The organism is Bradyrhizobium sp. LCT2, from assembly GCF_009931255.1.
GTDB lineage: Bacteria > Pseudomonadota > Alphaproteobacteria > Rhizobiales > Xanthobacteraceae > Bradyrhizobium > Bradyrhizobium diazoefficiens.
The window spans coordinates 1,361,231-1,379,347 of the sequence record NZ_CP034432.1; the positions used below are offsets into that span (position 1 = coordinate 1,361,231).

Annotated in this window: 16 protein-coding genes and 2 pseudogenes; 9 read left to right on the forward strand and 9 right to left on the reverse strand. The window is 65.5% G+C overall.

Annotated elements, in window-relative coordinates; all coding sequences use genetic code 11:
- The first annotated feature begins 106 nt into the window (after positions 1-106).
- From EI171_RS07100 to EI171_RS07110, 3 genes and pseudogenes are all read left to right on the forward strand, one after another.
- Positions 107-1,002, forward strand: a pseudogene (locus EI171_RS07100) (TauD/TfdA dioxygenase family protein).
- Between the two features lie 185 nt (positions 1,003-1,187).
- Complete coding sequence (locus tag EI171_RS07105) at positions 1,188-2,525, forward strand: Rieske 2Fe-2S domain-containing protein (protein WP_161532922.1); 1,338 nt, start codon at positions 1,188-1,190, stop codon at positions 2,523-2,525.
- Positions 2,526-2,528: 3 nt separating this feature from the next.
- Positions 2,529-3,332 carry an N-acetylmuramoyl-L-alanine amidase gene (locus tag EI171_RS07110; RefSeq protein WP_161532923.1) on the forward strand — a complete coding sequence of 268 codons (804 nt, stop codon included), beginning with the start codon at positions 2,529-2,531 and terminating at the stop codon, positions 3,330-3,332.
- 31 nt (positions 3,333-3,363) lie between these two features.
- Here the strand turns inward: EI171_RS07110 and EI171_RS07115 are convergent, their stop codons facing one another.
- From EI171_RS07115 to EI171_RS07125, 3 genes are all read right to left on the reverse strand, one after another.
- Positions 3,364-4,974, reverse strand: a complete 1,611-nt coding sequence (locus tag EI171_RS07115; protein WP_011083762.1) for a Na+/H+ antiporter — start codon at positions 4,972-4,974, stop codon at positions 3,364-3,366.
- A gap of 45 nt (positions 4,975-5,019) precedes the next feature.
- Positions 5,020-5,877 (reverse strand): class A beta-lactamase, encoded by an 858-nt coding sequence (gene bla, locus EI171_RS07120; protein WP_161532924.1) that lies wholly within the window; start codon positions 5,875-5,877, stop codon positions 5,020-5,022.
- A gap of 193 nt (positions 5,878-6,070) precedes the next feature.
- Entirely contained in the window at positions 6,071-6,445 is a 375-nt protein-coding gene (locus EI171_RS07125; RefSeq protein ID WP_011083764.1) for a nuclear transport factor 2 family protein, read from the reverse strand.
- A 94-nt stretch (positions 6,446-6,539) separates the two neighbouring features.
- Here EI171_RS07125 and EI171_RS07130 point away from each other — a divergent pair, with 94 nt between their 5' ends.
- Positions 6,540-6,968 carry a GFA family protein gene (locus EI171_RS07130; RefSeq protein WP_028172624.1) on the forward strand — a complete coding sequence of 143 codons (429 nt, stop codon included), beginning with the start codon at positions 6,540-6,542 and terminating at the stop codon, positions 6,966-6,968.
- A 148-nt stretch (positions 6,969-7,116) separates the two neighbouring features.
- On the forward strand, positions 7,117-8,934 hold the full coding sequence (locus EI171_RS07135; RefSeq protein WP_161532925.1) for a caspase family protein: 1,818 nt from the start codon (positions 7,117-7,119) through the stop codon (positions 8,932-8,934).
- Between the two features lie 152 nt (positions 8,935-9,086).
- Here EI171_RS07135 and EI171_RS07140 read toward each other — a convergent pair whose 3' ends face one another.
- Together EI171_RS07140 and EI171_RS07145 are read right to left on the reverse strand one after the other, a co-directional pair.
- A complete protein-coding gene (locus EI171_RS07140) occupies positions 9,087-9,773 on the reverse strand; it encodes a DUF1345 domain-containing protein (protein WP_161532926.1) in 687 nt (228 codons plus the stop codon).
- A 7-nt stretch (positions 9,774-9,780) separates the two neighbouring features.
- On the reverse strand, positions 9,781-10,704 hold the full coding sequence (locus EI171_RS07145; RefSeq protein WP_011083768.1) for a polyprenyl synthetase family protein: 924 nt from the start codon (positions 10,702-10,704) through the stop codon (positions 9,781-9,783).
- Between the two features lie 161 nt (positions 10,705-10,865).
- Between EI171_RS07145 and mtgA the strand changes: the two genes are divergently transcribed.
- The 3 genes from mtgA (at position 10,866) to EI171_RS07160 (ending at position 12,694) form a co-directional block, all read left to right on the forward strand.
- Positions 10,866-11,540, forward strand: coding sequence for a monofunctional biosynthetic peptidoglycan transglycosylase (gene mtgA / locus EI171_RS07150; protein ID WP_161532927.1), 675 nt, complete (start codon positions 10,866-10,868; stop codon positions 11,538-11,540).
- Positions 11,541-11,708: 168 nt separating this feature from the next.
- Positions 11,709-11,891 (forward strand): 50S ribosomal protein L32, encoded by a 183-nt coding sequence (gene rpmF / locus EI171_RS07155; protein ID WP_007598106.1) that lies wholly within the window; start codon positions 11,709-11,711, stop codon positions 11,889-11,891.
- A 158-nt stretch (positions 11,892-12,049) separates the two neighbouring features.
- Positions 12,050-12,694 carry a hypothetical protein gene (locus tag EI171_RS07160; protein ID WP_028172628.1) on the forward strand — a complete coding sequence of 215 codons (645 nt, stop codon included), beginning with the start codon at positions 12,050-12,052 and terminating at the stop codon, positions 12,692-12,694.
- A gap of 6 nt (positions 12,695-12,700) precedes the next feature.
- Here the strand turns inward: EI171_RS07160 and EI171_RS07165 are convergent, their stop codons facing one another.
- A complete protein-coding gene (locus tag EI171_RS07165; protein WP_161532928.1) occupies positions 12,701-12,961 on the reverse strand; it encodes a hypothetical protein in 261 nt (86 codons plus the stop codon).
- 221 nt (positions 12,962-13,182) lie between these two features.
- On the opposite strand from EI171_RS07165, the gene EI171_RS07170 reads away from it, so the two are divergent.
- Positions 13,183-14,877: a bifunctional diguanylate cyclase/phosphodiesterase gene (locus EI171_RS07170; RefSeq protein ID WP_060909479.1), complete on the forward strand. Its 1,695-nt coding sequence runs from the start codon at positions 13,183-13,185 to the stop codon at positions 14,875-14,877.
- A gap of 42 nt (positions 14,878-14,919) precedes the next feature.
- Here the strand turns inward: EI171_RS07170 and EI171_RS07175 are convergent.
- The 3 genes and pseudogenes from EI171_RS07175 to EI171_RS07185 form a co-directional block, all read right to left on the reverse strand.
- Positions 14,920-16,429, reverse strand: a pseudogene (locus EI171_RS07175) (tripartite tricarboxylate transporter permease).
- Between the two features lie 4 nt (positions 16,430-16,433).
- The gene (locus EI171_RS07180) at positions 16,434-16,919 is read right to left on the reverse strand and encodes a tripartite tricarboxylate transporter TctB family protein (RefSeq protein ID WP_161532929.1); all 486 of its coding nucleotides are present in this window, start codon (positions 16,917-16,919) and stop codon (positions 16,434-16,436) included.
- 180 nt (positions 16,920-17,099) lie between these two features.
- Positions 17,100-18,077, reverse strand: coding sequence for a tripartite tricarboxylate transporter substrate binding protein (locus EI171_RS07185; RefSeq protein WP_161532930.1), 978 nt, complete (start codon positions 18,075-18,077; stop codon positions 17,100-17,102).
- Positions 18,078-18,117 lie beyond the last annotated feature (40 nt).

Below are 18,117 nucleotides of genomic sequence, written 5' to 3' on the forward strand. Positions count from 1 at the left end.
TCGCGAAGCGTAACCCGCCTTATTTTTTGCGCGGGTCGTAGCCCAGATTGCGCTTCGCTCCATCCGCGCTACGATGTCTCCAATCAAAATGATCGGGAGACACGCCATGAGCTCACTCGCCGGCAAGCAGGGTCCGCGCTATCGCCACATGGCCGAGGACGGCGCGCCTTACGAAACCATCGCGGTCGAAAAGCTCACACCGATCATCGGCGCGGAAATCTCCGGCGTCGACATCGGCAGGCTCGTCTCCGATGACGTTCGTTCCAATCAACAGATGGACGAGATCCATCGCGCGCTCGCGGAAAATCTCGTCATCTTCTTCCGCGACCAGCACATCTCGCCACAACAGCATCTCGCCTTCGGCCGCAAGTTCGGCGAGCTGCATTTCCATCCCGCAGCGCCGCACGAGGACGAAGACCCGGCACTGATGAAGATCTATGCCGACAAGAACTCGCCGCGCGCCAACGGCGAGGGCTGGCACTCCGACGTGTCCTGCGACCTCGAGCCGCCGATGGGCTCGATCCTCTACATCAAGCAGTGCCCGCCCCGCGGCGGCGACACGCTGTTCGCCAACATGTATGCGGCCTATGAGGCGCTGTCGGATCGCATGAAGGCCTATCTCGACGGCCTGACCGCACTGCATGACGGCGAGCCGATCTATCGCGGCCTCTATGCCAACTATGGCGTCGCCGATCGTCCATCCTATCCGAACGCGGAGCATCCGGTGCTGCGCACGCACCCGGTCACGGCTAAGAAGGCGCTCTACGTCAACCGCGGCTTCACTCGCCACATCAACGGCATCCCGCGCGACGAGAGCGACGCGATGCTCGCCTATCTCTACCAGCACGCCGAGAACCCGCTGTTCCAGTGCCGCTTCCGCTGGACCGAGAACGCCATCGCCTTCTGGGACAACCGCTGCACCCAGCACGTGCGATGTGGGACTACTGGCCGCACACGCGCTCGGGGACACGGGTGACGGTGAAGGGGGAGCGGCCGGTTTAGGCATGGCTGCCGTAGGGTGAAAATGGCGCGTCAGCGCCGTGCCCGCCATCTCGCTGTGCATGCAACAGGACGGTGGGCACGACGCGCGAAGAGCGCGCCTTTGCCCACCCTACGAAACCGTTCTTGCGTTGACGTCGTCTCACGTCCGCGCCAATCTTCCCAAAAACAAATCGGGAGGATTTTCCATGCTCCGCGCAGAGGACAATAAATTCCTGACCGAGTCCGGCCCCGGGACGGGCATGGGCGAGCTGCTGCGCCGCTTCTGGATTCCTGTGCTCCTGTCGAAGGAGCTTCCTGAAGCCGATGGCGAGCCGAAGAAGATCGTCGTGCTCGGCGAGGAGCTGCTCGCCTTCCGCGATTCGCGCGGCGTCGTCGGTGTCATCGATCAATACTGCCCGCATCGCGGCGCCAATCTCTGGCTCGGGCGCAATGAGGAATGCGGCATCCGCTGCGTCTATCACGGCTGGAAGTTCGACACGGACGGTCGCTGCGTGGACATGCCGACCTCCTATCCCGATCTCAACGCCAAGGACCTGATCCGCATCAAGTCTTATCCGGTGCGCGAATGGGGCGAGATGATCTGGGCCTATATGGGCCCGGCGGACGTCATGCCCGAGCTGCCCGATCTCGAAATGGCGATGCTGCCGGGCTCACACCGCTACGTCAGCAAGAAATGGCAGGACTGCAACTGGGTGCAGGCGCTGGAGGGCTCGATCGACACCGCGCATTTCACCTTTGCGCATCTCTCCTTCGACAAGGAGGAGAACGAGATCCTCGACATCAAGAAGCATTTTGTGAATCCGATCGCGCGGATGTCGAGCGACCACATGCGCTGGATCGCCGAGGACCCGCGGCCGGTGATCAAGATCGCCCCGCACGACGCCGGCCTCTGCATTGCCGGTGGCCGGCTCACCGGCAGCGACAACATCTATTGGCGGATCGCGCAGTTCCTGATGCCGTTCCACGCCTACGCACCGAGCGCGATGCCGGGCGAGAACATCTTTGGCCAGACCTTCGTGCCTGTAACCGACACCAATTGCTGGATCTACACCTATGCCTGGAATCCTGAGCGTCCGCTGACGCAAGCCGAACGCGACGCCTATGACCGCGGCAATGGCGTGATCGCGGAGGTCGACGACAATTACGTGCCACTGCGCCACAAGGGCAACGATTACATGATCGACCGCAAGCTCCAGAGGACGAGGAGCTACACCGGCATCAAGGGCGTCTCCGAGCAGGACGCCGCCGTGCAGGACAGCCAGGGCCCGATCGCCGACCGCACCCGCGAGCATCTCGGCCCGACCGATCTCGGCATCATGCATTTCCGCAAGCTCGTGATGGATCTGGCGCGCGCGCTTCAGCAGGGCGTGCCGCCGCCGCAGGCCGCACACCAGGATCGCTACGCGGTGCGCTCCGGCGCCTGCGTCACCAGCAAGGCCAAGGACCTGCCCGCGGTGATGCTGGAACGTTTTGGCGATGTCGCGGGCTTCGTCGGCCGTCCCAAGGTCGCAGCAGCGGAGTAGCGCTTGGGCCAATTGCGCAGCATCATTGCCGGATTGGTCGCGTCGACCCTGCTGTCGTCGCTTGCCCCTGTCGAGCGCGGACATGCCGCTGCCGCGCGAACAATGACGAAGCCGCCGGCGTCACCGGCCAAATGCCAGATGCCGAAATTCCGGATCGTCGTGGATGTCGGGCACACCCCGGACGCCTATGGCGCGCTGAGCGCGCGCAATGATACGGAATTCGGCTTCAACTTCCGGCTCGGAAAGCTGATCACGGCGAAACTCAGGGACCAAGGCTTTGCCGCAACCCGCCTGCTCGTGACGGACGGCAAGGCGCGGCCGAGCCTGTTCAAGCGCGTCAGTGCCGCGAATGACGGCCGGGCCGATCTCCTGCTGTCGATCCATCACGACTCGGTACCGGACAAGCTGCTCGAGACCTGGGAATTCGACGGCGCGATGAGTTATTTCAGCGATCGGTTTTCAGGCCATTCGCTGTTCGTATCCGAACGCAATTCGCACTTCGCCACCAGCCTGTTGCTGGCCCGGATGATCGGCCGGCAGTTGAAAGAGCAGGGCCTGCATTATGCCAGCCAATACACATTGCCGGTGATGGGGCGCTACCGGCGCCAATTGCTGGACAGGGATTTCGGTGTCTACCGCTACGACGGGCTCGTCGTGCTGTCGCGAACGAACAGTGCCGCGGTGCTGCTCGAAGCCGGCTCGATCATCAACCGCGACGAGGAGATGGCGATGAACTCGCCGGAGCGGCAGGAGATGATCGCGGGAGCCGTCGCGGCGGCGATGGGGGAGTTTTGCGAGAGGCGGTAGCTTGCGCAGCCGGTTCAGCAATGACGAGAAGCTACAGCGGCACGCCCCGATACTCCCGGTTCGCCAGACTCGCCTCCTCCAGATCCAGATCCCGCTCGATCCGGCGCCGCGTCTCGTCGGTGATCTGGCCGTCGCGCAGGAGGTCGTGGATGAATTTTCGTTCGGCGGCGATCAGCTCGCGGGTCAGCGCGGTGCCGGCGGCGGAGACGTCGTGATGGGTGGGATCGAGTGAATCAGGGAGCTGGTTGACGCGGATCTCGTGGCGGGCGCGCAGCAGCCGCATCACCTCGTCCGACACCTCCTTCGCCTCGGTCAGCGCATCGAGCGACTTCAGCGCAGCGTCGAGCGCCTGGCGGCGTGCCGCGATCTCGGCCTCATGCTCGGCGACATGCTCGTTGCGGCCGGCTTCGGCGACGCCGAGCCAGCGCACCACCGGCGGCAGCGTCAGTCCGACGCCGATCAGCGTGACGAAGATGACGCCGAAGGCGACGAACAGGATCAGGTCGCGATACGGAAAGGCATTGCCATCAGGCAGCGTGAACGGCAGCGCCAGCGCCGCCGCCAGCGACACCGCGCCGCGCACGCCGGTGAAGGCGAGCACGAACGGCCATTGCCATGGCGGCGACGGGTCGCGCTTGCGCAGCGATTTGGAGAGGATCCGCGGCAGATAGGTCGCGGGATAGAGCCAGGCGAAACGCGCGGTCACAATGATCGTCAGCACGACGGCGGTCGCGATGAGAATGTCGTCGAGCGGGAACGCCTTCGATTTCTCGTAGAGCGCGCGCATTTGGAAGCCGGTGAGCAGGAACAGCAGGCCCTCGATCAGGTAAATGATGAGGTCCCAGAAGAAGATGCCTTGCAGGCGTGTCGCCGAGGAGATCAGCAGCGGGCCGTTCCAGCTCACATAAAGGCCGCAGGCGACGGTGGCGATCACGCCGGAGCCGCCGACATGCTCGGGCAGCCAGTAGGAGACGTAAGGCGTGATCAGCGACAGCGTCAGCTCGACCTGCTGATCTTTCGCCCATCTGCGGAAGCGCAGGGAAAGCCAGCCGACGCCGATGCCGAAGGCGATCTCTCCGGCGATAATGAGGACAAACTCGCCGGCCGCCATCGGAAGCGATAGATGGCCGACCATGATGGCGGCGAGCGCGAAGCGGTAGAGGATCAGCGCGGTGGCGTCATTCGCGAGCCCTTCGCCTTCGAGTATGACCAGGAGGCGGCGCGGTATGTTGAGCCGCCGCGCGATCGCGAGCGGCGCCACCACGTCGGGCGGCGCGACGATGGCCCCGAGCAGGAAACCGATGGCCCATGGCAGGCCGATCAAATAGTGCGTGGCGGCCGCCACCATCGCCGCGGTGAAGATCACCGCGCCGACCGCCAGCAGCACGATCGGGCGCAGATTGTTCCGGAACTCGCGCCAGCTCATGGCGACGCTCGCCGAGTAGATCAGCGGCGGCAGCACCATCAGCAGCACCAGCTCCGGCGGCAGTTCCACCGGCGGCATGCCGGGCACGAAGGCGAGGCCGACGCCGGACAGCATCAGCAAGATCGCAGGCGCGATGTTGAAACGGCGGGCGACGAGCGCGGTGCCCGCCAGCACCGCGAGCAGGATGAGGAAGGTCTGGAATTTCGCTGCGATCATGGCCTGTCTTCGCCCGGAAGCGGCCAAGAGGTCAATGCGGGGGCCTTACGCCAGGCGCCCTGCCACCATGCGTCCGATGCGCGCGAACACGGCCTCGATCTGCGGGGCAGTCGGCGAGCCGCCCTGGGTGTAGGCCGCGATCAGGATCGGCGCATCGGGCTTGGGCCAGGCGACCGCGATATCGCCCGATGCGTCCTTGCCGTTGTTGCCGGTCTTGTCGCCGATGGTCCAGCTCGCGGGCAGGCCCCCGCGCAGCCGGTTCGCACCGGTCTTGCAGCCCACCATCCATTCGGTGAGCTGGGCGCGCGACGCCGGCGACAATGCCTCGCCCGTCACCAGCCGCCGCAGATTGCCGGCCATCGCGGCCGGCGTCGTGGTGTCATGGGGATCGCCGGGCGCTGACTTATTGACCTCAGGCTCGTTGTGATCGATCCGTGAGGTGGTGTCGCCAAGCGATCGCCAGAACGCCGTGAGGGCGGCCGGCCCTCCGATCCGTGCCAGCAGCAGATTGGCGCAGGTGTTGTCGCTGAGCTCGACGATCGCCTTGCACATCTCGGCGACCGACATCTTGCCGGCCGCGAGATTTTGCTTGGCAACAGGCGCATAGCTCAGCAGGTCGGCCTGGCCGTAAGGGATCACGGCCGCGAGCTGCTCCTCGCCGCGATCGACCCGCGCCAGCACGCAGGCCGCGAGCGAGGCCTTGAACGTCGAGCACATGACGAACCGCTCGTCGGCGCGCCAGGCGATCTTCGCGCCGGTTGCAAGGTTCTCCGCATAGAGCCCGATCCGTCCGCCGCTTTCGCGCTCATAGGCTTCGAGCTCAGGCGGCGCGTCGGCGGCGAGCACGGGAGTGGCGGCCATCCAGCACAGCGAGGCGAGGAGGGAGCGGCGGTCGAGCAGCATGGGGGACCTTTGGGACAGATGGAACAGGGGGAGGGAAGGTCGCGCACGATTGTCCCACATCGTCATTGAGAGCGTAGCGAAGCAATCCAGTGTGTTTCCGCGGAGAGATTCTGGATTGCTTCGCTACGCTCGCAATGACGGAGGATGGGCATCGAGCGCGGCAGATATTGGGCAGCGGGAGATTGAGGCTCCCTCACTCCCTCAGGTCATACCGGTACGATTTCGACACGATCTGCCAGCCGTCGGCGAGCTTCATCGCCACCAGATAATCGGTGAAAAAACGTGGCGGCAGTTGGCACCGGACCTTGATGAAGGCGGTCTTGTCGTCCGAACGGTCGATGGTGACGATGAAATCCTCGCGCGGCTTGCCTTCCGCCTTGGCCGAGGGGCGCTTGCGCACCCAGGCGAGCCAGTCCGGCACGGTCAGGATCTTCAGCTCGCCCTTTTCCACCCAACGCAGATCGGCGGACGGATGGAATACGTCGCCGAGCTTGTCGGCGTCGCCCTCGTAGAGCCCGTCAAAATAGCTTTGCACGACGGCCTCGACGCTCGAACGATTCTGGCTCATGGGTCATCCCTTTGAATGATGGCTCGGCGGGAATTTAGTCGTACGCATAAAAATGCGCTATGGGTGTGTCAACCATTTGCACGCAGGCGTTGCCATGACCGGATCAGAAAATTCGAATGCTCGTATCCTCACCGGCGAATGCTACTGCCGCGCCGTGCGCTACGAGGTCGCGGACCAATTCTCTTACGCAATGAACTGCCACTGTTCGAATTGCCGTCGCACCACCGGCTCCGCCTTCAAGCCGTTCGCCGGCATCGCGCAAGAGAAGCTCCGCATCGTCCGGGGTGACGACCAGCGGATCATTTTCGGGGACGACACCACCCATGACGCCCACTGCGCTCGTTGCGGCTCGCTGCTTTATTCCCGGGTGCGCGACGGAAAATGGGTCCATGTCGCGATGGGAACCCTGGTCGATGCCCCCTCGATCCGGCCGAGCGCCCACATTTTCGTCGGTTCGAAGGCGCCCTGGCATGAGATTACGGACAATCTGCCGCAATATCGGGGGCACGTCGGGGACGGATGAGGGAACCCGGCCGGGACCCCAGCGAACCGCGACGGCGCTGGCGCGACGAACCAAAGGGGGCATTCGATCTGACAAGCACCGGCGCTGGAGCCTGCTAGAACGATCCCAAAGGGGGGCTCGAACGGCCCTGAACTTCGGAATTCGTGTCATGCGCAATTTGCTCAGACTTTGCCCGCTTCTCCTCGCCCTCGCGCTGCTGTTCGGCGCAGAACCTGCTTTTGCCGGAAAGCGCGTGGCGCTGGTACTGGCCAATTCGGCCTATCAGCACGCGCCGTCACTCACCAACCCTGTCAATGACGGTTCGGTGATGGCGAAGACGCTGAAGGATGCCGGTTTCGACATTGTCGATTCTCTGCACGATCTGTCGGCCCTCGAGACGCGGCGCGTGCTGCGCGACTTCGCGGACGCGACCCGCGATGCCGACATCGCCGTGGTCTACTATGCCGGTCACGGCATCGAGGTCGAAGGCTCCAATTATCTGATTCCCGTTGACGCCAGGCTCGAGCGCGATACCGACGTCTATGACGAAGCACTCTCGCTCGACCGCGTCCTGGTCGCCGTCGAACCCGCCAAGCAGCTTCGCCTGGTGATCCTGGATGCCTGCCGCGACAATCCGTTCGGCAAGACCATGAAGCGCTCGGTGGCTTCGCGCGGCATCGGCCGGGGCCTCGCCCAGGTCGAGCCGAGCAGCCCCAACACGCTGATTGCCTATTCGGCCAAGGCCGGCTTCACGGCGCAGGACGGCGACGGTGCCAACAGCCCGTTTACGGTTGCGTTGTCGAAGCACCTGACGACGCCGGGCCTCGATGTCCGCCGCGCCTTCGGCTTCGTGCGCGACGACGTGCTCAAGTCGACCGGCAACAAGCAGGAGCCGTTCGTCTATGGCTCGCTCGGCGGCGCCGACGTCCCGCTGGTGCCGGTCAAGGTGGCGGCTGCAGCGTCGCCCGTGGCGAACCCGCAGGCCGACATCCGCCGCGACTACGAGCTCGCGCTCCAGGTCGGCAACAGGGCGGCATGGGACGCCTTCCTCGCCCAGCATCCCGACGGTTTCTATTCCAGCCTCGCCAAGCTTCAGCTCGAGAAGATCGGCGCCGAGCAGGCCCATGCGGCGGCGATCGAGAAGGCCAAGCAGGCCGCAGCCGAGCGCGATCGTCTTGCCGCCGTCGGTGCGCAGAAGGATGCGCAGGCCAAGGCCGCGGCCGATGCGAAGGCCGCCGAGCAGGCGCAGCTTGCCGCCCAGAAGGCGAAGGAGCAGGCGCAACAGCAAGCGGCCGCCGCCGAGCAGCAGCGCGTCAACCTTGCCGCCGCGGCCCCGAGCGCTGCGCCGGCCAGCACGGCGAGCCCGGCCGGCACCAACGTTGCGTCCCTGACGCCGGCGACCACGCCGGCCGATCTCAGCCGCTCGGTCCAGACCGAGCTCGGCCGCGTCGGCTGTTTCTCCGGCCAGGCCGACGGCAACTGGAACACGTCCTCGCAGCGGTCGCTGTCGCAGTTCAACCGCTATGCCGGCACCAAGCTCGACGTGAAGGTGGCGAGCACCGATGCGCTCGATACGGTCAAGTCGAAGCCGTCGCGCGTCTGCCCGCTGGTCTGCGAGCACGGCTTCAAGGCCGACGGCGACAAGTGCACAAAGATCGTCTGCCGTGATGGCTACGCGATCAACGACGACAATGAGTGCGAGAAGCAGCGTGCGGCCAAGCCCGCGCCGTCGAAGCCCGCGACCTCGCGGCGCGACGACAGCGGGGATCGCCCGGCACGGCAGCGTCCGCAGATCGGCGCCGCGGGCGGCCTCGGTGGCTTGGGCGGCGACGCTGCCGGCATCGCGACCGGTGCGCGGCGCGCCTCAGGCGGCGGGCAGGTCTTCTGCACTAATGGCGGCTGCCGTCCGGTCAACCGCGGTTGCCATCTCGAGTATCGCGGTGGCGGCGGCCCCGGCAACGATGCCAACGCCGAGGTGTGTAATTGAAGGGCACGGTGTCGTCCCGGCGAAGGCCGGGACCCATAACCACAGGAAGTGGTTTGGCGAAGATTAGCTATGATCTATAGAGTCTTCGGTACTCGCACCGTTCTCATACGATAGATCACGCGGTATGGGTCCCGGCCTTCGCCGGGACGACGTTACGTCGCAATCGCGCTCGCCGCGATGTTCACCGTCAGCGCCAGCAAGGCCGTGTTGTAGATGAACGAGATAATGCCGTGCGCGGTCGCGGTGCGGCGGATGGTCTTGTCGGTGATGCCGACGTCGGAGACCTGCGCGGTCATGCCGATCACGAACGAGAAATAGACGAAGTCCCAATAGTCGGCGTGGTCTTCCTTGTCGCCGCTCGGGAATTGCAACCCGCCCGGCGGGTGCCGATAGTAGTCATGGGCGTAGTGCAGCGCGAAGGTGGTGTGCACGGCGGCCCATGACAGCGCGATGGTGGTGATCGCGATCGTCAGCTCCGTGGCGCCGCGATGGGCGCCGAGCTCGGCGACGATCGCCGCGATGCTCGCGAATGCGCCGATCGCCGTCACCAGCAGGATCACGAAGCGGCCGTCGTCCTGCATCGCAGCGTTGCGGCGGATGTGCTGGTGGTCGTTGTTCAGCATCATCACGTAGACCAGCACCAGATAGGCCGCGATCAGCGCATCCCAGCCGAGCACGAGCCGCGTCGCCAGCCGCAGGGAGCCGGGCAGCAGCAGGCAGACCAGGATGCCGAACCCGAGTGAAATGAATGTCCGCGGCCGCGCGTAGATCACGCGCATCGGCCGCGACATTTTCTGGAAGCGCGCGAGGACGGGATCTTCCTTGTCGATGCCCGTCATCGCACGGTCAGTTCTTGCGCTCGGCGACAAACCGCGCGGCGGCTTGCAGCACGGCCGCGCGATCGCCGAAGATCGAGACCGCGCTGTCGGCGCGCGCGAGCAGGTCGCGCACGCGCTGCTTGGCGCCTTCGATGCCGAGCTGGGTGACGAAGGTGGTCTTGCCGAGCGCAGCATCCTGGCCCGAGGGTTTGCCGAGCGCCGCGGCATCGCCTTCGACGTCGAGCAGATCGTCGGCGATCTGGAAGGCTTCGCCGAGCGCGCGGCCGTAATCGTCGAGCGCCTGATATTCCTTGGCCGTGGCCTGGCCGAGAATCGCGCCGGCGATGCAGCCGTAGCGCAGCAGCGCGCCGGTCTTCATCTGCTGAATGCGGGCGACATCGATCGGCTCGTTGCCGCCGAAGCGGCCTTCGCCTGCGAGGTCGAGAATCTGGCCACCGACCATGCCGCCGATGCCGGCGCAGCGCGCCAGCGCGCGCGTCAGCAGCAGCCGTACATTGGCGTCGCGATGGATCTCGTCGCGGGTGACGATATCGAAGGCGAGCGTCAGCAGGCCGTCGCCGGCGAGGATCGCGGTCGCGTCGTCGGTCTTCTTGTGCAGGGTGGGCCGGCCCCGGCGCAGGTCCGAATTGTCCATCGCCGGCAGGTCGTCATGGATCAGCGAGTAGCAGTGGATGCATTCGAGCGCCGCACCGGCGAGCAGCGCCGCCTCGCGCGGCACGCCGAACACGGCTGCGCTTTCAACCACCAGGAACGGCCGCAGGCGCTTGCCGCCGTTCAGGCTCGAATAGCGCATTGCGTCCATCAGTCGCTTGGGACGGGCGATTTCATCGGGCAGGATGTCGTCCGCGAGGAGGCGCCCGAGCAGGGCCTCGGTGTCATCAGCGGTCTTGTCCAGACGTTTGGCGAAATCGGACGGGGACGTGCCGGTCATCAAGAAGGGCTCCAGAACTAAAATTCGGCGGGACAATCCTTTATGAGCCCGCCTCAGTCAATCGTTTGGAAGGCCTAAAAAGTGCTGGAAAAGACCCGAATTATCACAGACTTAATGGCTGGGCCCGTGGCTGCGTTTCATTTTGCGCCGGAAAGGTCGATTTGCGCATCGTTAAAATCCTGCTGGTAGCGCTCGCGGTCGTGGTTCTCGCGCCCTATGTGATCGCGCCGTTCTACCGCTCCGGTCATCCCGTTTCGACGCTGATGGCCTGGCGCAGCTTGCGGGGCGCGCCGATGCAGCGGGAATGGATCGATCTCGCGGCGATGTCGCCCTACCTGCCGCGGTCGGTGGTGGCGGCCGAGGACGCTCATTTCTGCAAGCATCACGGCATCGACTGGGGCGCGTTGCGCGAGGCGATCGACGACGCGAAGGAGGACGGCACCGCCTTCCGGGGCGCCTCCACCATCACCCAGCAGGTGGCGAAAAACCTGTTCCTCTGGCAGGGGCGGGACTTCATCCGCAAGGCGCTGGAATTCCCGCTGGCGTTGTGGATCGATTTCGTCCTGCCCAAGCCGCGGATCCTGGAAATTTACCTCAACATCGCCGAGCTCGGTCCGCAGAGCCAGTTTGGGGTGGAGGCGGCCAGTGCCTATGCGTTCGGTAAATCGGCCGCCAGCCTCTCCCCCCGGGAGGCGGCACTTCTGGCCTCGATCCTGCCGAATCCGGTCAAACGCAGCGCCAGGACCCCCGGACCGGGCGTCCGGCGGCTCGCCGGGACCTATGTGGCAAGGGCGCAGGCCTCGACGCTTGCGACCTGCTGGCGGGAAAATCGCTGATTTCGGGCCCTTTTCGGGCGCATTTTCCGGCCCAAGAGCCTAGCTTTGCGGCCAGCCTTCCTCTATAAGCGCGGCCTTGATCGGCATTCAGCTCGCCTCGTATTGCGGGTGCTGAGCCGTCCCTCGCGGACGATGCCCTGATGACACCAATCCCTAGAGGATATTGAAATGGCCGTTCCGAGAAGAAAAACCTCGCCGTCGCGCCGTGGCATGCGCCGCTCGGCAGACGCCATCAAGAAGCCGACCTATGTGGAAGACAAGGACTCCGGCGAGCTCCGTCGTCCGCACCATCTCGACCTCAAGACCGGCATGTACAAGGGCCGTCAGGTCCTGAAGAAGAAAGAGTCCTGAGGTCGGACTCTTCTTCGGGCAGGGTTATCCTCAATCAGGATGACGTGACCTGCCTGATTTCGGCCAACCCATGAGATATGACGGTGACGGCGGCGGAGCGAATGCTTCGCCGCTGCATTGTTCTGTCCGGATATCTTGATCGAGAAGGCATTTCGCCGATGGTCGGTTTCCCGCTGCTCCTGATTCCGCTCGCGGTCTACAACATCATCGCCTTCCTGATGCCCAGCGTGTCCTTCTCGGACGTGCTGTTCAAGGTGCCGATGATCACGGGCGAGACCTGGCCGGTCACGCTCGCCGATCTGATGCTTGCGCTCGGTATCGTGCTGCTGCTGCTCGAGGTGGTCAAAGGCGCGCGGCCCGGCTCGAAATTCCTGATGGATCATCTGCTGTCGCTGATCGTGTTCGGCGCGGCCGCCGCCGAATTCGTGATGTGGCCCAAATTCGGCAACTCCACCTATTTCCTGCTGGTGCTGCTCGCGATGGCCGATTTCCTCGGCGGCATCGCCCAGCGCACGCGCCGCCGCGTCACCTATGTCGCCGAGACGACGGTGCCCGCGCCGCGCAAGGCCAAGCGCCAGGCCGAGGCGCCGGCGGATGACGTCGCGTCCGAGCCCAAATTCGAGCCGGTGTCGGCACCGCAAGCAGCCCCGGTGCCGCCCGCGCCCACCGCTCAATCGGTCGCCGAATCCGTGCTGATGGACCATCCGGCGCCGAAGCCGGTGAGCCCGCCCTCGCCGGAAATTCCCTCGCCGCATCTGCAGCCGGGCAATGGCACGCCGTCGTCGCCGGATACGCCGCGCTGATCGATTTCAAGCCACCTGCCGCGTGCGCGCGCTGACGCTTCCGAGCGGGCGCTTGCTGCCATAGGCCATCCGCGCATCTTCAGGGGAGGCGCGGCGGAGCCGGCTGGCCTGGGGCAAATGCTCGGCATTGGCGATGAGTTGGGTGACGAAGCTCGGATCGGGGCGAGGCAGCGGCGCCTTGATAATCCACTGCAACGTCGGCAGCAGCGGCACGAGGGCCGAGCCTGTGCCGTAGTCCGCCAAGTCCGATCGATCAGTACTCAACATCGCAATCACCGTTGATCCGGCGAAGATCGTCGCGTTTCGGGACGCGGGCGCCGGTGCGAGTCACGTACTCGCAAGGCCTATGCCGGCCGGGCCGGTTTGGTTCCGCGCTGCCCCGAAACATGGTTTCCAAATTGTTTATCAACTTTGCCTAGGGTTGGGGGCGAATCTGGCTCTATCCTGTGCCGGCTCAGGACTCCCCGCTGTCCCGAAATGAGGCGATTTTGACCCCCGCATTGCCACAAGCCTCCGACATCCTGGCCGCGCTCGGCCAGGCCGTGTTCGCCTGGGACATCGCCAGCGACGTCATCGTCTGGGGGGAGCACGCCGGCGCCGTCTTCCCCGGCATCCCCGCCGAGCGGCTCGCGACCGGCGCCGAATTCGCCAAGCTGATCGAGCCCGCGCCGTCGCTGCGGACCGCCGCGCTGGCGCAGACCTCCGCCGTGCACGGCGCCGACGGCACGCCCTACCGGGTCGAATACGGCGTGCGCATGAGCGCCTCCGATCCCGTGGTCTGGGTCGAGGAGACCGGCCGCTGGTTCGCCGGCCCCGACGGCCGTCCGGTCCGCGCGATCGGCTCCGTCCGCATCAACAATGAGCGCCACGCCCGCGACGAGGAATTGACCAGGCTGGCCCGGCTCGATCCGCTGACCGGCGAGCTCAACCGCTCGCATCTGATCGCGGCGCTGGCCGAGGCGATCGAGGAGACGACCCGCTTCCGCTCGACCGCGGCCTTCATGCTGGTCGGCATCGATCATCTCGCCCGCGTCAACGACGCCTTCGGCTTCGACGTTGCTGATGCCGTGATTCTCGATGTCGGCAAACGCATTCGCGCGCGGCTGCGCGGCGGCGACGTGCTCGGGCGCTTCTCCGGCAACAAGTTCGGCCTGATCCTGAAGAACTGCACCATCGACGACATGAACGTCGCCGCCGAGCGTTTCCTCGCCGGCATCCGGGACGAGGTGGTGCCGACCAAATCCGGCCCGGTCTCGGTCACCGCGTCGATCGGCGCGGTCAGCGTGCCGCGCTATGCCCGCAACACCGACGAGGCGGTCAACCGCGCCCATGAGACGCTGGACGCCGCAAAGCGCCGCCGCGCCGGCTCGTTTGCAGCGTGGCGTCCGGATGCCACGCGCGACGCGCAGCGCCGCGTCAACATCCGCGTCACCGACGAGATCGTCACCGCACTGAACGAGCGCCGCATCAAGCTCGCCTATGAGCCGGTGGTCTCGGCCGTCTCGCGCGAGCGCGCATTCCATGAATGCCTGGTGCGGATGGACCAGGGCGACGGCCAGGTGCTGCTCGCGCCCGACATCGTGCCGGTTGCCGAGCGCCTCGGACTGATCCGCCTGGTCGATCACCGCGTGCTCGAGCTCGTGGTCGCCGAGCTCGCGGCCGCGCCCGATGTCAGTCTCAGCCTCAACATCTCGCCGGACACCACCATGGATCCGGACTGGTGGGCGGGAATCGAGTCGCTGATGCTGGCGCATCCCGGGGTCGCCGAGCGGCTGATCGTCGAGATCACCGAGACGGTCGCGATCCAGGACATCGACGATGTCCGCGGCTTCGTCACGCGGCTGAAGAATTTCGGCAGCCGCATCGCCATCGACGATTTCGGCGCCGGCTACACCTCGTTCCGCAATTTGCGCAAGCTCGGCGTGGACATCGTCAAGATCGACGGCGCCTTCGTGCAGAACATCACCCGTTCCGCCGACGATCGCGCCTTCGTGCAGACCCTGATCGACCTCGCCCGCCGCCTCGACATCAAGACGGTGGCCGAATGGGTGCAGGACGACGAGGCCGCAAACATGCTGCGCGACTGGGGTTGCGACTACATCCAGGGCCGTCTGATCGGGCTGGCGTCAGCCGAACGCCCGTGGAGTGCGCCGCCGGACAGCGCGCTGCCTGCGGCGGGGTAGGAGTTCATCGTTTAATCGCGCTGCGATCTCGCTTCCCCTCCCTCACGCTCCCTCATCCAGCGCCACCAGCTCGCGCTTCCTGCGCAGCGACGGCAGCAGCGGGGCGACCAGCAGCGCCAGCGCCAGCGCAAGGCACGCCGCCGAGATCGGCCGCTGCACGAAGGTCCAGAGATCGCCCTGCGACAGGATCAGCGACTTGCGCAGATTGTTCTCCAGCATCGGTCCGAGCACGAAGGCGAGCACCAGCGGTGCCGGCTCGTAGCCGAGCTTGCGCATGAAATAGCCGATGATCCCGAACGCGATCATCACATAGACGTCGAACACGTTGTTGCTGGAGCAGTACACGCCCAGGATCGTGAACAGGATGATCAGGGGAAAGAGGATGTTGTAGGGCAGCTTCAGGAGCTGCACCCACATGCCGATCATCGGCAGATTGAGGATCAGCAGCATGACGTTGCCGATATACATGCTGGCGACGATGCCCCAGAACAGGCCGGGGTTTTGCGTGATCAGCAGCGGCCCCGGTTGCAGGCCGTGGATGACGAAGGCGCCGAGCAGCAGCGCCATCACCACGTTCGGCGGGATGCCCAGCGTCATCAGCGGAATGAACGCGCCGCCGGCCGCCGCGTTGTTGGCGGATTCGGGGCCCGCGACGCCCTCGATCGCGCCATGGCCAAACCGTTCCGGCGTTTTCGACAGCCGCTTCTCCAGCGCATAGGACGCAAACGAGGCCACCACCGCGCCGCCGCCGGGCAGGATGCCGAGCAGGAAGCCGAGCAGCGTGCCGCGCGCGACGGGGCCGGCGCTGGCCTGCCAATCGGCCTTGTTCGGCAAGAGCTGCGTGATCTTGGCGTTGATGATGTCGCGCTTGATCGCCTGCTCGGTGTTGAGCAGCACCTCGGCGACGCCGAACAGGCCCATCACCACGGGCACGAGGCCGATGCCGTCGATCAGCTCCATGCGGCCGAAGGTCAGGCGCGGCTGCGCCGTGATGCTGTCGAGCCCGATCAGCCCGAGCACGACGCCGATGCACGCCATCAATAGCGCCTTCGGCATCGAGCCCTGGGTGAGGAAGGTGAGCACGACGAGACCGAGCACCATCAGGCTGAAGTACTCGGCCGGGCCAAATGCGATCGCAATGCTGGCAAGTCTTGGCGCCACCAGCATCAGCGCCACCAGCGCGAACGTGCCGGCGATGAAGGAGCCGAAGGCGGAGATGCCGAGCGCGGGGCCGGCGCGGCCCTGCTTGGCCATCTGGTGGCCGTCGATGCAGGTCACGACGGAGGCCGCCTCGCCCGGGGATGTTGACCAGGATCGAGGTGGTCGAGCCGCCATACATCGAGCCGTAATAGATGCCGGCCATCATGATGATGCCGGATTCCGGCGCACCCGACAGCGTCACGGGCAGCAGCAGCGACATCGCCGAGATCGGCCCGATGCCCGGCAGCACGCCGACCAGCGTGCCGATGAAGACGCCGATGAAGCAATAGAGCAGGTTGATCGGCAGCAGCGCGACGCCGAACCCATGCGCGACGTTGACGAGCGTATCCATGCGATCAGCCGATCCCGAACAGGCCGGAGGGCAGCTGGATCAGGAGCAGGCGCTTGAGCACCCACCACATGCCTGATGGCACCAGCACGGCGATCGGGATCGCCAGCGTCCAGCGCACCGGATCGATCAGCCGCAACATCAGCAGCAGCAAGGGGATCGACGACAGCAGAAATCCCAGCGGCTCCAGCGCGAAGGAGAACGCGACGAGGCAGGCGATGACGAGCAGCGGCTTGCCCCAGCGCACATTTTCCCAGCGCGAGGCCAGCGTCGGCCCGCCCTCGGTGACGGCCGAGACGATGATGGAGGCCGCGAACACGCACATCAGGATGCCGGTGTAGAACAGCACGTAGCCGGAACCGGGATCGTTGATCGTGCCGAGCTTCAGCCGCAAGCCCTGCCAGATCACGCAGCCGCCGAGCCCGAGCCCGATCAGCCCGCCCCAGAGTTCGGAGTTGGAGAGGCGGAGTTTGACGTTGGTTTGGTCGCCCATGTGAAACACTCCTAGACCACCGTCACCCCCGCGCAACGGCGAAGCCGTTGTCGCTGAGGCGGCCGCTTCTTCAGCGAAGGGCGACAGTGCCCGTGTCCATCCTTCGAGGCGAGCCGCAAGGGCGGCTCGCACCTCAGCATGACTTCAGAATTTGCAGTAGCCCAAGTTGTTCTCGCGATTCTACTTCTTCGCGAGCCCGAGCGTGTCGATGACCTTGCGTTCGGACTCCGTGACCTCGACGACGAACTTCCTGTAGTCCTCGGTGTTCTTGTAGTTCGGCACCATGTCGTACTTGGCGAGCGTGGCGATCACCGCGGGATCTTCGACGGCCTTCTTGAAGGCGTCGTGCAGCTTGGCGACGATCTTGGGGTCCATGCCCTTCGGGCCGGCGATGCCGAACGGGGAATCGTAGACCATGGGGTAGCCGAGCTCCTTCAGCGTCGGCACGTCGGGATAGTTAGGCGATCGCGCGCCGGTCCAAACCATCAGAAGCTTCAGCTTGCCGGCGTCGACCAAGGGCCGCCATCCCGTGGAATCGGCCTGGAGCATCGTGTGCTGTCCCAGCACTGCGGCGTTGGTCTCGGCGCCCCCCTTGAACGGCACCTGCGTGAGCTTGATGCCGGACATCGCCGCGATCTGCTCCATGCCGATATGGAGCGAGGTTCCGGTGCCCGGAGACGCATAGGTCACCTTGCCCGGATTCGCCTTCGCGAACTCGACCACGTCCTTCCAGGACTTGAACGGCGACTCCGCGCTGGTGGTCACGCCGAACGTGTAGCCGGTGAGGTGAATGATATAGGTAAAGTCCTTCGCCGGGTCCCATGACACGTCCTGCATCAAGGGCAGGCGGAAGACGGTGATCGGGATCTGCGAGATGGTGTAGCCGTCGGGCTTGGCGGCCGCTGCCATGGTCGCGGGGCCCACCGTGCCGCCGCCGCCGGCCTTGTTGTCGATCACGATCGGCTGTCCCAGCACTTTCGAGGCGCTGTCCGCGATCGCGCGCATCGAGATGTCGGTCGAGCCGCCGGCCGGCCATGGCACGATCAGCGTGACCGGCTTGCTCGGATAGTCCTGCGCGCCGGCCGCGGTCGCGAGCAGCGCTCCCACGGCAATATGTATGGCGGCGAATACAGCCGTCCTCAGCCCATACCGCGACATCGGGTTACCTCCCTCGCAGCGGCCTCGTTCGGGCCGCCGT